We start from the raw sequence: 17,265 nt of genomic DNA on the forward strand, positions 1-17,265 counted from the left end.
ATAAAGGGGATAAGAATTTATGTATCATGTTTTCGTTTATGGCACGTTAAGAAGAGGACAAACGAATGCTCATTATATGCTAGGTGCAACATGCATCGCAGACAGAGCTTGGACATATGGAAAATTATTTGATACGAACGAAGGATATCCGGCCATGACTTATTCGATTGAAGAACAGGTGTATGGAGAAGTTTATGTAGTAAATGATGAGATATTGTGTAAGTTAGATGAACTAGAAGAATATACAGGTAATGCGGAGACTGATTTATATGATCGAATCACGCAAACAGTATATGTTGCTGATAGGGAAATTGAGGCATATGTGTATATTGCTCAAGATAAAAAGATGTTAAAGAAAGTTATAGACTCTGGTGACTGGCTTATGTATCAAAAAATATAATAAGGTAGTTTTAAAAATTGGAAAGCAGATAATGACGAATTCATTATCTGCTTTTTATTGTGTGAATAATTGTCGTTCTCTTTTTATTCTTATAGTTCTTAGTACGATTCCAATTCCGAGAAATAAAACAGTAGCAGCGACCCCGCTAATAGGATTTAACCAAAAATCACTACTGTTTGTAAGGGTAATAATCCCTGTTATTGTAACTAAAACAGTAGGAACAGCATCTTCGATCGCATGCATGATAACACATGGCCAGACGGATTTTGTAAGTCTATATATTTCAACATACATAATTGACCAACAAACCATAAGGATACAGCCAGATAAAAGCATATTTAATCTTGAGATAGATTCAAAATATTCATTTGAAGAGCCTCCTTTACTTTTATTTATCCTACTATTTATGGGCAGTAAAACGCCCATTGATTAAATTCTTTCATTTTTACAATGTTTTTTAATAGATAAATTAAATAGGAGACAAATAGAAAGTAGTATCTTTTGCATGCATCATTATACTATATGTGTATTTGTGTGATTTAGATGTTGCATATTCTTTTTAAATTAGAAAGATGAAAAGTAAGTTTTTTCGGAAAATTTAAATGGAAACTATTGACTTTATGATTGGATTTTTAATACAATGATACTTCGACTGAAAAATTAGAACGGACAGGAGGGAATCGTCGAAATGAGCAACATATTTGAAGATGAGTTACAAAAAATGAAGGATACTTTACATACGATGGATGAGCAATTGGATAAGCTTGAAAAAATCCCAGTTTATTATGGAGAAGATTTTAAAGAGCAAATTCTTGAAAGTATGAGGGAGTCTAATAGACAAAACTTACGTATTGGTGTGCAAGAGCCGTACTTTGGAAGGTTAGATTTTCAGGAAGATGGAAAAGAAGAAGTTATGCCGATTTATATCGGAAAAGTAGGGGTTTCGGATATGGACACGATGAAGCCAATCATTATCGATTGGCGGGCACCTGTCGCAAGTATGTTTTATTCATTTACCGGTGGAGACGAATTAGCATTTTATCAATCACCAGATGGGTTAGTAGAAGGTGATGTGTATTTAAAACGAAACATTTCCATTCGAAAAAGAGAACTTGAACGTGTTGTTGATACATATGTAAAAGGAAATGAAGATGTATCGCATGCCGATGATTTTCTTCTATATCGATTAGGTGAGAATAAAGATAATAAGCTAAAGGATATTGTTTCAACGATTCAATCGGAACAAAATGATATTATTCGAGCGGAAAGAAATTTACCATTACTTATTCAAGGGGTTGCAGGGAGCGGAAAGACAACAATTGCTTTACATCGCCTTGCTTTTTTAATTTATGAATATCGTGAACAACTAGAAGCAGAAAGAATGATCGTATTTGCGCCGAATAGTCTGTTTTTAGACTATATTTCGAGTGTACTTCCTGAATTAGGTGTAGGGAATATTAATCAAACAACGTTTCCGGATTGGGCATTACGTACGTTAGATGATTCAGTGAAACTAAAGCAGACAGAAGAAAAATTGAAAGAAGCATTTTCAATTAATCGTGATGAAAAGAAGGTAATGCTAGGTAAATTAAAGGGTACGTTGGAATTTAAGACGTTTATTGAAGAGAGAATGATCCAATTTGAAAATGAGTTAGTTCCGACAAAAGATTTTGAGGCGTGGGATAGAGCGATTATTCCAGTAGAAGATATTAAAAAATGGATGCAAGTTGAATATAAACATTATCCTTTACAGAAAAGAAGAGAACGATTAGTAGGACGAATGAAGCGCTGGATTGAAATTGAGCTTAAAAAATTCGGGGAAACAAACGAGAAAAAATTACTTAAAAAAGAAGCGACTAAGAGACTGAACGCATATATGAAGTTTTGGCCGAAAATGAGTGCTCTTTCACTGTATAGTTCAATAGTAAAAAGTAAAGAAATACTTGAGGTATTACCTGAAGAACTTGTTAAAGAAACAGAAAAGAGTTGTCGTAAAAAAGAAGTGTATGTAGAAGATTTACCAGCTTTAATATACATACATCATCGTATAACAGGGATTGAAATCGGGCAGAAGTTTCATCACGTTGTTATTGATGAAGCGCAAGATTTTTCGCCTTTCCAAGTTTATGTATTAAAAGAAATTACATTAGGTAATTCTTTCACTATATTAGGTGATTTATCGCAAGCGATTTATGATTACCAAGGAATTGAAGATTGGAATGCTTTTAAGGAAGTATTCCAAGAAACCGGTTATTATGAATTGACAAGAAGTTATCGTTCTACAAAAGAAATTATTGAATTTGCAAATGAAATAATTAAAAATGCAGAAATCCCAGTAGGACTCGCAACACCAGTCTTCCGCAGTGGAGAAGATGTGAAAGTAATTCATGCCGAAAATCAATTTACTAAAATTGTGAAGACGGTAAAACATTTGCAAAATGCAGATGTGAAAACAATTGCGGTAATCGGAAGAACAGAAGATGAATGCCGTGATATATATGTGAAATTAACAAATGCAGGATTAACGGTAAACGTAATTGAAGCAAACCAAAGTAAATATGAAGGTGGTATATCAGTAGTACCTGTCTATTTAGCGAAAGGTTTAGAATTTGATGCGGTGCTTTTAATTGATGTGGATGAGGAACATTACAAAAACACAAAACATGATGCAAAGTTACTATATGTCGGATGTACGAGATCACTTCATGACTTATGGATTTTCCATAGTGGGGAAGCGTCACCTTTAATTAAAGGATTAAAATAAAGTGAAACTATAATCAGTGGGGAGTTTTACTGCAAGCTAATGTGGGATAAATATAAAAAGAGGATTTTCTAGTACTGTATGAAAATCCTCTTTTTTATATTGAAATGGTAGATGAATTAACGACTTGAGCTGTTGTGTAAATAATATACAATGACCTTTTCTAATTCCTTAGTTTGTTCTTTTTCCCATATACGAACAGCATCTACTGGAGTTTGTGTATGTTTTAACCAATCTAGAATAAGATGTAGTTGTTCTTGTATTTGCCCAATGTTTTGCTCCTTTATGTTCTTATTCTGAATTCTATCAATTAATTGAAGCATATAGGGAAGTTTTTCTATGCATTCGCTTAAATCTCCGCAATAACCTGAAGGGAATTCATGTGTGCCAAATTCTAAAGTATTGATGTAATTAGAAACTAGGTATATCATAGCTTCTTGTTCGGTATCACCACCTAATTCAATCGCTTTTCGAAGGAATTTTTCTAAATCGTCTTCTTTATTGCTAGAGTCCATATAAATTCCTATCCATCTAAAAGGTCTTGAATCAAATGGGTTGTTTTCTGTCCATCTATATAGAATGTCAATTAGAAAACTATTTAGTGAGAAAGTTAAGACCTCATCTTTTTCGTTTAATGCATCTAAAATAGTAAACAGCGAAATGGCAAACTCTTCTTGATCTTTTGATTCCCATTTCTTTGCATTTGTAATAAATGTCTCTAAATGTTTAAAAGCTAATTTTCGAAGTCCCGCTTCGCGATGCTGACAGTAACAAATAAAATTATGCCAATGCTCAGTTGTATTCATATGTATAATAATAGTTTGTAATGCAGTGAGAGGTTTATCCATTATAAGTCCCCAATCTATTAAGCACGTGTTGAAAATTTAGTGTTATTATATCATTACATAAATTAAAGTGGGAAGAATTTAAGATGGATTTTATTGGTCACGGGATCCAATCGATTGGTAATGTAGCGGTTCTAACAGGACTCATTATTGAATTTGAAGATGAAACGTAAAAAAGTTATTATGTTTATCTGAATATTGAGGGGATATGTTTATTTAATTTTTAGAAAACATAGACTATTAAACTTGCAAATGGTATAATCTTCTTATTATTGGAATTAAAATCAAAATATTTGAAAATAAAGGATAGGGTTGGTTTTAATGGGGGATTCTGATCACAAAGAAACAAAGGCAATATTAAAGTTATGGTTTATTTATATACCACTTGCATTTGGAGAATTTGTCTTTTCGAATATCATAGGTTATTTAAAAAAATAAAGATTTTGTATTTGAAAAACAATTAACCTAATTTAATTGTTTTTTTATTTTTCTCTAATAAACCAAACAAAAATAGAGATTTTGAACAAGATGAAGTTTATGAAGGAAATAACGTTGATTAGGTGCTGAAAACGGGAATCATTCAAGCATGGTAATTCACCGTTTTTATAGCTTCCTATAGTGAGATGTTATGTTCACATCATATGTATACGATATTTGTAACTTAATATAGCATTACTGGAACTTCAAAATTAGTAGTTAAGGTTGTTACCTTTTAGAGTGTTATATATAACTTAGCTAAAAAAGCACAAATCATATAATTTGCGCTGTTCATTATCTGTTTTTTGGTAAAAAATTATAGTTTTTGTCACATTAATACTGTACGATACATAGTATAAAACACATACTGTATGACATATAGTAATGGAAATGAGGTGAGTGAATGGATACTTTATTAAACTCGTTAATTACTGAGTTAAGAAGAGGGACATTAACGTTAGCTGTTTTAAGTCAATTAAGAACGCCGCAGTACGGATATTCACTTGTCCAGTTATTGGAGCAATCAGGGGTTACAATTGATCAAAGTACTTTATATCCACTACTTCGCCGATTAGAAAAGCAGGAATTAGTGACGAGTAGTTGGGATAAAACGGAGAGTAGACCTCGTAAGTATTATGTTTTAAGTGATTATGGATTAGAAATATTTTTGCAGTTGAAAAAAGAATGGATAAAGGATTCGAAAGAACTTTATAACTTATTAAAGGAGGAGGAAGAGAATGAATTTAATTGATCTCTATATCCAAGAGGTTGCGAAGAGATTACCTGAAAAAAATCGTGAAGATATTACACTTGAACTAAGGTCAACTATAGATGATATGTTACCTGAAGATTATAATGAGAAAGATGTAAAGAGCGTTCTCGAAAAATTGGGGAGTCCGGTTTCATTGGCTAATGGTTATTTGGATAGACCGATGCATTTAATTGGACCACGTTATTTTGATGTATATACAACGTTGTTAAAAATGATTATACCAATCGCAGCTGTCATTGCACTCATATCAATGGTTGCAGAAAATTTTATAGGTTATAGTGGTGATCAAGCAGTATTAAATGTTATTTTTCAATTGATAGGTAAAGGCATTGGGGAAATTTTTGAAGTGGGCCTCCATGTATTTTTCTGGTTGACACTTGTGTTTGTTATTTTAGAAAGAACAGATACAGACAAAGGTATCGAGCCGTTGACGACAAGTTTAAAAAAATGGACACCAGATGATTTGAAAAACATCTCGTATATCCCAAAGAAAAAAGCAATCTCGAAGTTTGAAGTTTTTGGAGGTTTAATGTGGACAGCAGTTTGGGCTACACTTTACTTTTATGCGAATCATCTTGTTGGCGTATATAACGGTACGGCAAATGGACTGAAGTTTGTCTCGTCAACTTTTAATCAAGATGTTTTATTGCAGTACTGGCCAATCGTTGTAATTATGATCGTTTTTGAAATATGTATATCCCTTTATAAATTAGTGCAGGGACAATGGACGCAAAGATTGGCGATTGGGAATGCTATTCTTCAAGTAGCTGGGACGATAGTATTCATTGTAATTGTAGTAAATCCACATGTATTTAACGCAGGGTTTATTACGTATTTGGCAAATGCATTTACTATTTCCCCAGAGGGATTTAAAACGTGGTTAGTTGGCGGTGGAATTGTAATTTACACATTATCTACTGCAATAAATATATTTGACGGTTTCCGAAAAGCTAGTATTCGTATGTAGATAAAAATCGGAAATTTCGATAAAACAAAACTATTGAAAAGATAGTGATATAAGGTGAACATGATGAAAGGAAGAAAACAATGATAAGGGAAGCAACGAAAAAAGATTTAGCATACATTTTAGATATTTATAACGATGCGATACTTTATACAACAGCTGTATATGCGTATAAACCTGTAACCCTTGAAAATAGAATAGATTGGTATGAACAAAAAAAGGCTGAAGAGTATCCAATTTTCGTATATGAATTAGATAATAAAGTAGTAGGATTTGCGACATTCGGCCCATTTAGAACGTGGCCTGCTTATAAATATTCAGTTGAACATTCTGTGTATGTAGATAAGGCATATAGAAAAAATGGCATTGGGTCTTCATTAATGAAGGAATTAATCAAAATTGCAAAGGAAAGAGAGTATATGACCTTAATTGCTGGAATTGATGCAGAGAATGAGAAAAGTATTGCCTTGCATCAAAACTATGGATTTGTTCATGCAGGAACAATAAAAAAAGCTGGTTATAAGTTTAATAAATGGCTAGATTTAGCTTTTTATCAGCTGGAACTTAACGGTCCTGAAAATCCTATAGAAGAATAAATATTTTTCGGTAGCAAGAAAAAATTCATGCTACCTTTTTCTTATTTTAATAGCTAATGAAAAGGTTTTTACATTCAATGTTGAAATATTAGAAGTTAATATAACGATATAAAAAGAGGGATAGAAATGGAAACTGTTATAAATAAAATAAAAGAGGTACAATCTAATTATGTGGGAATGGCAATTTATTCTACAAAAAATAATCGTATAGTTGCTTCGTATAATAGTGAATTAAATATTCGGTTAGCATCAGCAGCAAAATTAGTCATTGGATTTGTAGTAACGCAAATGGTGAAGGAAAATAAACATAATTGGAATGATATACTTCATTACATTAAATTTAATCCACATGAAGATAGTGCGCAGTTATATCCGCATTTACAAGGAAGAACTTCTTTAACACTTAGTCAAGCGGTAGAGGTAATGATTGCTTGTCATGATAGTTACGTTGCACAGTCAGTTGTAATGCACTGTGGTGGATGGGATGCTGTGAAAATGTACGCACAAACGTACTTTTCAAAAATTCATATACAAGAGAATGCTAGAGATGAGAAAAATGTTGGAGAATTAAGTGAAGTTCTTGCCCTTTTCATACAAACCTTTCAAGGTTATAAGTCAGAACCAGAATTATGGGAACCAATTATTAGCGGCATGGTAAGACAGCAAGGAGAGTATGAAGAAATTCCATATTATCATATAGCTCATATGACAGGTGGATTACTCACAGCTACAATAAATATTGGTATTATAGGAATGTTTAACGAATTTCCACTTCTTTATGTGATTGGGGGAAAAGATTTACCGAATCGCCGTGAAAATAAAGAGGTAGATGAAGCTTTTGCAGTAGTTTTAAAGTACATATACAAAGAATATAGTGAAAGCATGCTAGGAGTGAGCGATTGAAAAGAAACTTAAAGACTTCAACAATCATTATTTTAATTTTAACGATTATTGCTCTTGAAGTTGGAATCGCACTATATGATCACAATTTGTCATTAGATACAATTTACTTTGCAGCAATTCTTATTTGTATTGTATTGCTTTTTGGCACACGTGTTTCTGAAGAGAAAGAAAGTACATCGAAACGAGGGCGAAGAAAAATAGCTGTTATATTTTGGTCATCTATTTTATTGTCTATCGCTTGTTTTGCAGTTATAAGTTACATAAGGGTAGGCTATGTCTCTGTACCAGGGATAATTGGCTTTTCATGCTTTGTTACATATGGTGGATTCGTTTTGATTAGTATTTTAAAGGGGAAAAATAAAATGTAGCTTACTAAGTTGAAAGGAAGCAATGTATATGAAACATATAGAGAACGGTACACGTATTGAAGGAGAATACATTAAAAATAAAGTCATTCAATATAATATGTCCATCTTAACAGATGAAGTAAAACAGCCGATGGAAGAAGTAAGTCTCGTAGTAAAAAATGAAGAAGGAAAAATATTTGGTGGTGTAACAGGTACGATGTATTTTTATCATCTTCATATCGACTTTTTATGGGTTGATAAATCAGTTCGTCATGACGGTTGGGGGAGCCAACTTTTACATAAAATTGAAGAAATTGCGAAGGAAAAAGGGTGCAGATTAATATTGCTAGATTCATTTAGTTTTCAAGCACCAGAATTTTATAAAAAGCACGGTTACCGAGAGTATGGTATCGTTGAAAATCATCCAAAAGGTCATAGTCAGCACTTTTTTGAAAAGAGATTATAATAATATTATGTATACTGATTGATAGGAGAAAGCATATGTACACGTATAAATTGCAACAAGAACAACCAATCTGTGCAGAAAAAATTAAGAAGCTTTATGATTCTGTCGGTTGGTGGCCAGAAAGAAAAGAAGTCGATATTGAAAAAATGTTAAAGAATAGTATAGCCATTGGAGTATGGGAAGAAAATGAATTAGTTGGATTTGCTAGAGTCGTTTCTGATGGTGTTTTTCGAGCATACATTGAAGATGTTGTCGTACATGAGAATGTAAGGAATAAAGGTATTGGAGAGAAAATGCTTACAATATTACTTCGAGAAATATCTCATATTGATATTGTTAGTCTATTTTGCGGAGAGAAGCTAATAAAGTTTTACGGTGAGCAGCAATTTCAAGCAACGAAGCAAATTGTGATGCATCGTAATCAAACAGGGAAAGAATAAGAGGTGCCAATTAAAATGAATGCAACAAGAGCGTACTGTTTATCGAAAAGAAAAGCGACAGAAGATTCTCCAGGTGGCTGGAGTGCAACATGTATGAGGCTTAATAATAAAATATTTGCGATAGTAAATCATGAAGAAGGCGAAAAAGCTGCGATTACATTGAAGTGTGATCCAGAAGTCGCATTAAGAATAAGAGAAGATTATCCAGAAACAATTATTCCAGGGTATCATATGAATAAAAAACATTGGAATACCGTTTATATTCATAAGGATATAGAGCAGGAGCAAATTAATAAAATGATTGATTGGTCGTATGATTTAGTACTACAATCATTTTCAAAGAAAAAGCAGCAGGAGTTAATGGATTAATATGTATTAGGAGTGTGTGTAATGAAAGATTCGATTAAAGATACGTATGATAAATTAGCGAGTACATATAAAGAAAATCTAGATTTCGCAAATCCATATAACAGTTATTATGAAAGACCGGCGATGATGGAGCTTATTCCAAAGGAACTAGAAGGAAAAAAGATATTAGATGCTGGATGTGCAGCTGGATGGTATACTTCTCAATTCATAGGAAGAGGAGCAAATGTTACAGCAATTGATGTAAGTCCTGAAATGGTAAAAGCAGCAAAAGAAAATATAGGAGAAGAAGCGACGTTCCTTTGTCATGATCTGCAAGAAACATTGCCATTTGAAGATAATACGTATGATGTGATTGTAAGTTCATTAACTCTTCATTATATAGAAAATTGGAATCAAGTATTTCAAGAATTTCGTCGTGTATTGAAGCCAGGTGGAGAACTTATTTATTCTATTCATCATCCTTTTATGGATTTCACAAAGTTTCCATGTGAAAATTATTTTGAAAAACAGTTATTAATAGATACTTGGGTTAAACCGAATATTACTATTGAAGTCAAGTTTTTTAGAAGATCATTACAAGACATACTAAATGAAACTACAAATTATTTTGTATTAGAAGAGATAGTGGAACCGAAGGCAATTGAAAAAATGAAAGAAGTAAGCGAAAAATCATATCATTATTTAAATATGAATCCACATTTTCTTATCATAAAAGCAATCAATAAATAGCTAGTAAAATAACTTTGTTTTACTAGCTATTTACAGTTTTACATTACATATTAGGAGACTTTAAAATGAATACGAAACGAAATAGAGTAGTATATGCACTATTTACTATAGTTGTTATTATTTTAGGTCTTAGCTCAAGAAAGTTTGCTTTTGCACTACCACATCTATTAAATGATTATTTAGGTGATGCATTATGGGCATTAATGATTTTCACTGGCTTTGGATTTTTGTTTCCTAAAACAGAGACGAAGAAGTTGGCTTTTATTAGTTTAATGTTTTGCTACGGGATTGAAGCGAGCCAATTGTATCATGCGGAATGGATAGATAGCATTCGTGCAACGACTTTGGGGGGACTCGTGTTGGGATACGGTTTTTTGTGGAGTGATGTAGTGGCTTATACAATTGGTGTTGGAGTGGGAATACTGTGTGAGGTTATTTTTCGGAAGAAATAAGAATTGTAAAAGGGGTATTTGTAAATGGAACAAGCACTGGAAATTGCAAAGCTTTGGTTTCGAAATGAACATGTCACAGCTACTGTAATGCAACCAAAAGTAGCGAAGGTTTTATGCAAGAATAAAGAGTACATTTTAAAGAGAACGGGATCGATAAAGCAATTTCTAGTAGAATTTGATGTTTTGAAGCAACTGTATGAAAAGGGAATTAAAGTACAGAGAGTAGTAAAGACAGAAAATGATGAACAATATGTATTATATGAAGAAAAATATTATTGCTTATATGAGTATGTTGTCGGAAGTGTTTTAGAAATAAAAGATACGGATAAGCTGGAAAGGCTAGCAAGTACAATTGGAGAAGAAATAGCTAATCTGCACAAAGCATTACATTCGGTGAATAGTGACCATGAGTTAATAAAAAGAGATTTATATAAGATGGTATTTGAATGGGCTATACCGATTTTAGAAAAGAATGAGCATGTTCATCGAGAGGTAATTCAAAAGATGGAGCGAATGCACGCAGCTTTCAAGGAAACGGTCCATCCATTACCGAGACAAATTATTCATCGTGATATGCATCTATCAAATTTAATCTTTAAAGATGATAAACTGGAAGGGTTTATAGATTTTGAGTTTTTAGAAAATAATGTAAAAATATTTGATTTATGTTATTGCTGTACAAGTGTATTAAGCGAGCTATTTAGTGATGAAAGATTAAGAGGGAAATGGTTACATATCGTTAGCAAAGTCTTTGAAGGTTATTATAAACAAAATGATTTAACGAAAGAAGAACTAAAAGCTATTTGGTATGTTATGCTTTCAATTCAAATTATCTTTATTGCTTATTTTGTCCAGTTACCAGATTTATTAAAGTTAAATGAAGAAATGTTCTTCTGGATTTTTGCTAATAAGGGAGCTATTGAAGAAGTTATAGAAGGTATCGTAAAGGTATGAAAAAAATAATATTAATTGGTTCTGGTGGTTCAGGAAAATCTACATTAGCAAGGCAGTTAGGAAATAAATTAAATATTAAGGTACATCATCTTGATGCATTATTTTGGAAACCGAATTGGGAAGGTGTTCCGAGAGAAGAACAAATAGCAGTTCAAAATAACTTAATTAAAGATGAGAAGTGGATTATTGATGGGAATTATGGCGGGACGATGGATATCAGACTGAATGCAGCTGATACAATTATCTTCCTTGATATTCATAGAACAATTTGTATTTATCGTGCGTTTAAAAGAATTGTAAAATACCGGAATAAAACAAGACCAGATATGGGCGCGGGATGCGAAGAAAGATTTGATTTGCAATTTTTTAAATGGATATGGAAATATCCTAATGCTAAACGACCTACAATTTTAAAAGGGTTAGAGCAATTGTCCGAAGAGAAAAAGGTTATTGTTTTAAAATCTCCAAATGAGGTTCGGAAATTTTTAGAGCACATATAATAATAGAATGTGACACAACAATTCTTTTTGGATCTTACCGATCAGTTTAATTAAACTAATCGTTTTTTATTATGAAAAATTTAACGCTTTTTGAAAATTGTATTTTGTAATGAGTATATGACTATAATTTCATATAAAATGAACGTTTGGAGGAATAGAAAATGACTAATGATTTAATTCAAACAATCGATTCATTAATGGTAAATATTCCAGCTGGAGAGGTAGTATTAAGAGATGATCGAATAAAAAAAGAATGGCTAGTGCAAATTCAACCATTTCTTCTTGCGAAGTATGCTGTAACAATCGAACTATATGATGCTATTACAAATAGTACATTAAATAATTTTGATAAAAATCATAAACCAGTTGTCAATATTTCATGGAACGATGCCATTGCGTTTTGTAATGTACTTTCAAAAAAAGCGGGATTAAAAGAATATTATTCTATTAGTGATGGTGGTCAAATTGTGAAATGTAATTTAGATTCAAATGGCTACCGATTACCATGTGAGGCAGAGTGGCAATATGCATGTAAAGCAAGTACAACCGGATATACATACGGGAAACTTCATGATATAGCGTGGTATAATGAAAATTCAAATGGAGAGATTCATGACGTTGGCCAAAAAGAACCGAATGCATGGGGACTTTATGATATGCTAGGGAACGTTTGGGAATGGTGTTATGATTTGTATGATGAAACAGTGTACGGATCATACCGCATTTTTCGTGGTGGTAGTTGGGCTGAAACAGCGAGAGGGTGCGGCGCTACTTGTCGTCGTCGAAGCCATCCTACATTTCATATAGATGATCTCGGTTTTAGACTCGCTAGGTCAATTTAGTAGGAACATGCTACGAACAACTAAGAAAAGAGTATGGAGAAAATCCGTACTCTTGCCAACATAGAAACGATTTAACGTAAGGAGTGTTTATTATGGCGCGTGTTTTATTTATTAACGCTGGATCAGAAGGACATATAAATCCAACTTTACAAGTTGTGGAAGAATTGATTTCTCGTGGTGAAGAGGTCGTTTATTTTTCAATAGAAGCTTTCAGGGATCGGATTGAGAAGACAGGTGCTACTGTACGAACGATTGATGATCAAAAATTTATAAAAGCGTTTCTATCTGGAGGCAGAAATTATTTACAGGAAAGAATAAACGGCCTTCTACATACAGCGGATATTGTAATATCTAGCGTTCTAGAACAAATTGAAGGTGAACATTTTGATTATATGATTCATGATTCTATGTTTGGTTATGGCCATTTAATTGCTCAAATTCTTAAACTTCCAGCCATAAATTCATGCACATCTTTTGCGCAGGATGAAAAATCCTTTGAGCAAATGCTAGGTCATCTGTCAAAAAATATCCCAGTAGAAATTCATGATAAAATACAGAATGATTTTCAAAACTTAACGAAGGGAATTGCTGAAAAATATGATGTTGAAATAAAATCATCGTATGAAGTTTTCTGTAATCCTGCACCCCTTACTATTGTGTATACAATTAAGGAGTTCCAGCCTTTTGGTGATACGTTTGATGAAACATATAAATTTGTAGGACCATCTATCTCTGCACAAATGAAAAACAGAGACGTTGATTTTACTTCAATTGAAGAAAAAAGTCCGATTTATATTTCATTAGGTACTGTTTTTAATGAAGCGATTGACTTTTATAAACTGTGTATGAAGGCCTTTGAGAATAGTGAGCATACAATTGTTATGTCTATTGGTAATAAAACAAAAATAAGTGATCTAGGCGAAATCCCTAAAAACTTCATTGTGAAAAACTATGTGCCTCAAACCGAACTGCTTACTTATACGAAACTATTTATTACACACGGCGGGATGAACAGTACGCATGAAGGATTATATAACGGGGTTCCGCTCGTTGTAATACCGCAAAGTGCAGATCAGCCAGCAATCGCAAAGCAAGTGGAGAGTCTTGGAGCAGGAGTTCAATTACATATGAATGAATTAACCGTGGAGAAATTGCGTGAAAGTGTGGAGTTAATTTTAAATAACCCTTCATATAAAGAGGCTGCTTTGAATTTGAAGGAATCATTCCGAACATCGGGTGGATATAAGGAAGCTGTTGATGAAATTTTTACATTTGTAGGTCAGTAATAAATATAAAGTTATACATGAAAAAAGTGTCTATATTAAATGATATAGACACTTTTCTGTTGTAAGAAGAGAAGAATTGTTTAAATGGAAAAAATGAAAATACTAAATGTGAATTTTGAGAACTAAGTCTACAATTTCTGCTGCACACTTTTATTTTATCCCGTATTAACCGACTGTAAAACCCCAACTAATTAAAGTTTTACTTTATGATTTCAGGATGTGGTTTTATATGTTAGTAATAATTTCACTGTTTCTGCACAACTTCTGCACATGCTTAGGCGAGTTCTATGTCATGATATATTCATAAAGTGAAATGTTTCACAAGGAAAAAATATATTTTCACTGCGGTGTATGCATAATTAATACATACATCGGTACAAGTTTGTCTCTTGTTATTCTTTTACATCAAAGCCCACATTCCACTACAAAGTATAACAAGAAGGGGACATGAACATGAATAATCGATTTTTAAAACAACTACAAAATATGAAAATGAACAAAAAAAGATTAGGAGTTGTAGCATTAACAGCTGGAATTATTAGTACGACACTTATTCCTCAAAATGCTTATGCGCACGGTTTTGTTGAAAAGCCCGGTAGCCGATCCGCTTTATGTAGTCCAACTTATGGTGCGCTAAATGTAAACTGTGGAAGTGTTATGTATGAACCACAAAGTTTAGAAGCTCCAAAAGGGTTCCCACAAGGTGGTCCAGTAGATGGACAAATTGCTTCAGCAGGCGGAAAATTTGGTGGTATTTTAGATCAACAAACAGAAAATCGTTGGTTTAAAAATACAATCACTGGTGGGGAAAATACATTTACTTGGAAGTATACTGCGCCTCACTTAACGAGTAAGTGGCATTACTATATTACTAAAAAAGGATGGAATCCAAATAAAGCGCTAACAAGAGCAGATTTCGAACCAATTGGAACTGTACAACATGATGGTTCTGCAGCTTCAAATAATTTAACTCATAAAATCAATGTACCTACTGATCGTAGTGGATATCATGTGATTTTAGCAGTATGGGATGTAGCTGATACAGCAAATGCATTCTATAATGTAATTGATGTTAATCTTATTAATGATGTGAAACCAGACATAGAAGCGCCAAGTATTCCAAATGGACTTCAGACGCAAAAAGTAACAGCGAATAGTGTAGAACTAACATGGAACGCTTCTACGGATAATGTAGGGGTAAAAGGATATCAAATCTTCCGTAACGGAGAGATGATTGATACAGTACCAGGGACTCATTTTATTGATAAGAAGTTACAACCAAGTACAGAATACTCTTATACTGTAAAAGCAATTGACGCAGCTGGCAATGTATCGACAGAAAGTACAGCGCTTACAGTAAAAACGACAGTTGAGACTCCTGATACAGAAGCACCAACACAACCAAAAGGATTACATAGTATGGGAACGACAGCGTCAAGTGTGGATTTAATGTGGAGTCCATCTGACGATAATATTGGTGTAGACCATTATGATATTTATAGAGAAACAGAAGGATCAATGAAAAAGATTGCAACATCCAATACAACTTCTTATTTGGATAAAAATCTGCTCGCTAATACTACTTATAAATATGTAGTGAAAGCTGTTGATGTAGCTGGAAATGAATCCGTACAGAGTGATATATTCACAATTACTACAAAAACCGAAAGCGCTTCATATGAAGCGTGGGATGCAAAAAAAGCATATAAAAAGGGAGATAGAGTTCTACACGAAGGAAAAGTATATGAAGCAGTCCAGAGTTATCAAGGAAATGGTGATCCAAACTGGATTTATGCATTATCATTATGGAAAACAGTGTAAGCTTTACTTAGGTATGAACTAAGAGATGATGGGCTTTGATGCAAAAGGTAATCTTAAGAATTCACTTTTCTATTAATAAAAAAGGGTAGTGTATGAATACATAAGATTCATATACTACCCTTTTTATTATGATAACATTTTCGTCATAAGTATGTGCGGAATGCCATCTTCCATAAATATATCAGAAGAAGTTTCATAGTCTAATTTTTTATAAAATCCTTCAGCTTGTGTTTGACCGTGTAGTTTCACTTTCGTAACTTGTTCGTTACGAGCAAGTTCTTCTAACGTTTGAATGATGACTTTACCTAATCCGTATGTACGATAATCTTTTAAAATACAAATACGTTCTAATTTTCCGACACCATCAACAAATCGTATACGACCTGTGCCTACAGGAAGTTCATGATAATAAACTAAAATATGTTTACATTGCTCTCCGATTTCATCGAATGTATCGAATTCATCTGCAAGAGGGACACCTTGTTCTTTTACAAATACTTCTTTTCGAATATGAAAGGCAGTTTCTAAATCAGCAAGTTCTGTTATAAGTTTGGATTGCAAAATGTTCAGTCCTTTCTAGTGTAATCAGTTTGCGTTTTCCTAGTATATCATAATAAAGCACTATTAAGAGAAGAAGAACATACTAAAAAGCCAACTTTAAAAAGTTAGCTTTTATTACAATTTCTTTATCCCATTTTTAGTACCAATAATTGCTGTACTCGTCATACTTATAAACAACCCTGTTTCAACTACACCAGTAATCATTTTTAATTGGGTGTGTAAATGGGCAGGATTAGAAATATGATTAGGGAATATACAATCGATAATCATGTTATTGTTATCGGTTATATAGGTTTCATTATTTTTTAAACGTAACGTTGTTTGACACCCTAAAGACTGAATTTTATTTTCGGTTTGTTTCCATGAAAAAGGGATGATTTCAACAGGTAATGGAAAATTACCTAAATGTGTTACAAGTTTCGATTCATCAGCAATGATAATTAGTTCTTTAGAGGAAGAGGCAACGATTTTTTCACGAAGTAATGCACCGCCACCGCCTTTTATAAGTTGTAAATTTGAATCAATTTCATCCGCTCCATCAATTGTAAGATCAAGACTTTGTACGTCGTTTAACGAAAGTAGGGGGATATTTAGTTGATGTGCTAATGCTTCAGTTTCCTTTGATGTTGGTACAGCTTGAAATGATAATCCTTCTTTTACACGCTCACCTAATTTTTGTATTGTCCAATATACAGTAGAACCTGTACCAAGCCCAATCTTCATGCCATCATTTACAAAGTTAGCGGCATATTCGCCAGCGAGCTGTTTTAAATTCATCGC

Annotated in this window: 20 protein-coding genes and 2 pseudogenes; 18 read left to right on the forward strand and 4 right to left on the reverse strand. The window is 33.0% G+C overall.

Annotation, left to right across the window (positions count from 1 at the left end; genetic code table 11):
- Window positions 1-19: 19 nt before the first annotated feature.
- A complete protein-coding gene (locus tag HMPREF2590_RS14765) occupies window positions 20-400 on the forward strand; it encodes a gamma-glutamylcyclotransferase family protein (RefSeq protein ID WP_000274908.1) in 381 nt (126 codons plus the stop codon).
- Between the two features lie 54 nt (window positions 401-454).
- Here the strand turns inward: HMPREF2590_RS14765 and HMPREF2590_RS14770 are convergent.
- Window positions 455-769: pseudogene (locus HMPREF2590_RS14770) on the reverse strand (CPBP family intramembrane glutamate endopeptidase); the annotation flags it as partial.
- Window positions 770-1,088: 319 nt separating this feature from the next.
- Here HMPREF2590_RS14770 and HMPREF2590_RS14775 point away from each other — a divergent pair.
- Window positions 1,089-3,164 carry a HelD family protein gene (locus tag HMPREF2590_RS14775; RefSeq protein ID WP_050821891.1) on the forward strand — a complete coding sequence of 692 codons (2,076 nt, stop codon included), beginning with the start codon at window positions 1,089-1,091 and terminating at the stop codon, window positions 3,162-3,164.
- 116 nt (window positions 3,165-3,280) lie between these two features.
- On the opposite strand, the gene HMPREF2590_RS14780 is transcribed toward HMPREF2590_RS14775, so the two are convergent.
- Window positions 3,281-4,009 carry a hypothetical protein gene (locus tag HMPREF2590_RS14780; RefSeq protein WP_000360501.1) on the reverse strand — a complete coding sequence of 243 codons (729 nt, stop codon included), beginning with the start codon at window positions 4,007-4,009 and terminating at the stop codon, window positions 3,281-3,283.
- Between the two features lie 92 nt (window positions 4,010-4,101).
- Here HMPREF2590_RS14780 and HMPREF2590_RS31215 point away from each other — a divergent pair.
- The 16 genes and pseudogenes from HMPREF2590_RS31215 to HMPREF2590_RS14855 all read left to right on the forward strand — a co-directional run.
- Window positions 4,102-4,176, forward strand: a pseudogene (locus HMPREF2590_RS31215) (DUF6944 family repetitive protein); the annotation flags it as partial.
- A 710-nt stretch (window positions 4,177-4,886) separates the two neighbouring features.
- On the forward strand, window positions 4,887-5,234 hold the full coding sequence (locus HMPREF2590_RS14785; RefSeq protein WP_000380301.1) for a PadR family transcriptional regulator: 348 nt from the start codon (window positions 4,887-4,889) through the stop codon (window positions 5,232-5,234).
- The gene (locus HMPREF2590_RS14790; RefSeq protein ID WP_001048875.1) at window positions 5,221-6,222 is read left to right on the forward strand and encodes an HAAS signaling domain-containing protein; all 1,002 of its coding nucleotides are present in this window, start codon (window positions 5,221-5,223) and stop codon (window positions 6,220-6,222) included. Before HMPREF2590_RS14785 ends, HMPREF2590_RS14790 begins: the two co-directional genes overlap by 14 nt.
- Before the next feature lie 80 nt (window positions 6,223-6,302).
- Entirely contained in the window at window positions 6,303-6,815 is a 513-nt protein-coding gene (locus tag HMPREF2590_RS14795) for a GNAT family N-acetyltransferase (protein ID WP_000617510.1), read from the forward strand.
- Window positions 6,816-6,941: 126 nt separating this feature from the next.
- On the forward strand, window positions 6,942-7,718 hold the full coding sequence (locus tag HMPREF2590_RS14800; protein WP_000450754.1) for a serine hydrolase: 777 nt from the start codon (window positions 6,942-6,944) through the stop codon (window positions 7,716-7,718).
- The gene (locus tag HMPREF2590_RS14805; protein WP_000827994.1) at window positions 7,715-8,086 is read left to right on the forward strand and encodes a hypothetical protein; all 372 of its coding nucleotides are present in this window, start codon (window positions 7,715-7,717) and stop codon (window positions 8,084-8,086) included. The genes HMPREF2590_RS14800 and HMPREF2590_RS14805 overlap by 4 nt, the downstream gene beginning before the upstream one ends.
- 28 nt (window positions 8,087-8,114) lie before the next feature.
- On the forward strand, window positions 8,115-8,531 hold the full coding sequence (locus HMPREF2590_RS14810) for a GNAT family N-acetyltransferase (protein ID WP_000680414.1): 417 nt from the start codon (window positions 8,115-8,117) through the stop codon (window positions 8,529-8,531).
- Between the two features lie 35 nt (window positions 8,532-8,566).
- The gene (locus HMPREF2590_RS14815) at window positions 8,567-8,971 is read left to right on the forward strand and encodes a GNAT family N-acetyltransferase (protein ID WP_000288969.1); all 405 of its coding nucleotides are present in this window, start codon (window positions 8,567-8,569) and stop codon (window positions 8,969-8,971) included.
- A 15-nt stretch (window positions 8,972-8,986) separates the two neighbouring features.
- Window positions 8,987-9,340 (forward strand): MmcQ/YjbR family DNA-binding protein, encoded by a 354-nt coding sequence (locus tag HMPREF2590_RS14820; RefSeq protein WP_000994630.1) that lies wholly within the window; start codon window positions 8,987-8,989, stop codon window positions 9,338-9,340.
- A gap of 21 nt (window positions 9,341-9,361) precedes the next feature.
- Window positions 9,362-10,069 (forward strand): class I SAM-dependent methyltransferase, encoded by a 708-nt coding sequence (locus HMPREF2590_RS14825; RefSeq protein WP_000655256.1) that lies wholly within the window; start codon window positions 9,362-9,364, stop codon window positions 10,067-10,069.
- Between the two features lie 65 nt (window positions 10,070-10,134).
- Entirely contained in the window at window positions 10,135-10,521 is a 387-nt protein-coding gene (locus tag HMPREF2590_RS14830; RefSeq protein ID WP_001093461.1) for a ribosomal maturation YjgA family protein, read from the forward strand.
- A gap of 24 nt (window positions 10,522-10,545) precedes the next feature.
- Complete coding sequence (locus HMPREF2590_RS14835) at window positions 10,546-11,475, forward strand: phosphotransferase enzyme family protein (protein ID WP_000434093.1); 930 nt, start codon at window positions 10,546-10,548, stop codon at window positions 11,473-11,475.
- Window positions 11,472-11,975, forward strand: coding sequence for a DNA topology modulation protein (locus tag HMPREF2590_RS14840; protein ID WP_000720552.1), 504 nt, complete (start codon window positions 11,472-11,474; stop codon window positions 11,973-11,975). The genes HMPREF2590_RS14835 and HMPREF2590_RS14840 overlap by 4 nt, the downstream gene beginning before the upstream one ends.
- Window positions 11,976-12,136: 161 nt before the next feature.
- A complete protein-coding gene (locus tag HMPREF2590_RS14845) occupies window positions 12,137-12,817 on the forward strand; it encodes a formylglycine-generating enzyme family protein (protein ID WP_000180357.1) in 681 nt (226 codons plus the stop codon).
- A 92-nt stretch (window positions 12,818-12,909) separates the two neighbouring features.
- On the forward strand, window positions 12,910-14,103 hold the full coding sequence (locus HMPREF2590_RS14850) for a macrolide family glycosyltransferase (RefSeq protein ID WP_000124887.1): 1,194 nt from the start codon (window positions 12,910-12,912) through the stop codon (window positions 14,101-14,103).
- A 453-nt stretch (window positions 14,104-14,556) separates the two neighbouring features.
- Window positions 14,557-15,924 carry a lytic polysaccharide monooxygenase gene (locus HMPREF2590_RS14855; protein ID WP_001065135.1) on the forward strand — a complete coding sequence of 456 codons (1,368 nt, stop codon included), beginning with the start codon at window positions 14,557-14,559 and terminating at the stop codon, window positions 15,922-15,924.
- A gap of 126 nt (window positions 15,925-16,050) precedes the next feature.
- Here HMPREF2590_RS14855 and HMPREF2590_RS14860 read toward each other — a convergent pair whose 3' ends face one another.
- Together HMPREF2590_RS14860 and rpiA are read right to left on the reverse strand one after the other, a co-directional pair.
- On the reverse strand, window positions 16,051-16,485 hold the full coding sequence (locus tag HMPREF2590_RS14860; protein ID WP_001190864.1) for a GNAT family N-acetyltransferase: 435 nt from the start codon (window positions 16,483-16,485) through the stop codon (window positions 16,051-16,053).
- A 114-nt stretch (window positions 16,486-16,599) separates the two neighbouring features.
- Window positions 16,600-17,262 carry a ribose 5-phosphate isomerase A gene (gene rpiA / locus HMPREF2590_RS14865; RefSeq protein WP_001049985.1) on the reverse strand — a complete coding sequence of 221 codons (663 nt, stop codon included), beginning with the start codon at window positions 17,260-17,262 and terminating at the stop codon, window positions 16,600-16,602.
- Between the last annotated feature and the right edge of the window lie 3 nt (window positions 17,263-17,265).

It is taken from the genome of Bacillus sp. HMSC036E02 (assembly GCF_001836235.1).
Taxonomy (GTDB): Bacteria; Bacillota; Bacilli; order Bacillales; family Bacillaceae_G; genus Bacillus_A; species Bacillus_A cereus.

Bases quoted from the DNA above. Each gene is read 5' to 3' on its own strand.
- HMPREF2590_RS14765 (WP_000274908.1), top strand. From the start codon at position 20: ATGTATCATGTTTTCGTTTATGGCACGTTAAGAAGAGGACAAACGAAT.
- HMPREF2590_RS14775 (WP_050821891.1), top strand. From the start codon at position 1,089: ATGAGCAACATATTTGAAGATGAGTTACAAAAAATGAAGGATACTTTA.
- HMPREF2590_RS14780 (WP_000360501.1), bottom strand. From the start codon at position 4,009: ATGGATAAACCTCTCACTGCATTACAAACTATTATTATACATATGAAT.
- HMPREF2590_RS14785 (WP_000380301.1), top strand. From the start codon at position 4,887: ATGGATACTTTATTAAACTCGTTAATTACTGAGTTAAGAAGAGGGACA.
- HMPREF2590_RS14790 (WP_001048875.1), top strand. From the start codon at position 5,221: ATGAATTTAATTGATCTCTATATCCAAGAGGTTGCGAAGAGATTACCT.
- HMPREF2590_RS14795 (WP_000617510.1), top strand. From the start codon at position 6,303: ATGATAAGGGAAGCAACGAAAAAAGATTTAGCATACATTTTAGATATT.
- HMPREF2590_RS14800 (WP_000450754.1), top strand. From the start codon at position 6,942: ATGGAAACTGTTATAAATAAAATAAAAGAGGTACAATCTAATTATGTG.
- HMPREF2590_RS14810 (WP_000680414.1), top strand. From the start codon at position 8,115: ATGAAACATATAGAGAACGGTACACGTATTGAAGGAGAATACATTAAA.
- HMPREF2590_RS14815 (WP_000288969.1), top strand. From the start codon at position 8,567: ATGTACACGTATAAATTGCAACAAGAACAACCAATCTGTGCAGAAAAA.
- HMPREF2590_RS14820 (WP_000994630.1), top strand. From the start codon at position 8,987: ATGAATGCAACAAGAGCGTACTGTTTATCGAAAAGAAAAGCGACAGAA.
- HMPREF2590_RS14825 (WP_000655256.1), top strand. From the start codon at position 9,362: ATGAAAGATTCGATTAAAGATACGTATGATAAATTAGCGAGTACATAT.
- HMPREF2590_RS14830 (WP_001093461.1), top strand. From the start codon at position 10,135: ATGAATACGAAACGAAATAGAGTAGTATATGCACTATTTACTATAGTT.
- HMPREF2590_RS14835 (WP_000434093.1), top strand. From the start codon at position 10,546: ATGGAACAAGCACTGGAAATTGCAAAGCTTTGGTTTCGAAATGAACAT.
- HMPREF2590_RS14840 (WP_000720552.1), top strand. From the start codon at position 11,472: ATGAAAAAAATAATATTAATTGGTTCTGGTGGTTCAGGAAAATCTACA.
- HMPREF2590_RS14845 (WP_000180357.1), top strand. From the start codon at position 12,137: ATGACTAATGATTTAATTCAAACAATCGATTCATTAATGGTAAATATT.
- HMPREF2590_RS14850 (WP_000124887.1), top strand. From the start codon at position 12,910: ATGGCGCGTGTTTTATTTATTAACGCTGGATCAGAAGGACATATAAAT.
- HMPREF2590_RS14855 (WP_001065135.1), top strand. From the start codon at position 14,557: ATGAATAATCGATTTTTAAAACAACTACAAAATATGAAAATGAACAAA.
- rpiA (WP_001049985.1), bottom strand. From the start codon at position 17,262: ATGAATTTAAAACAGCTCGCTGGCGAATATGCCGCTAACTTTGTAAAT.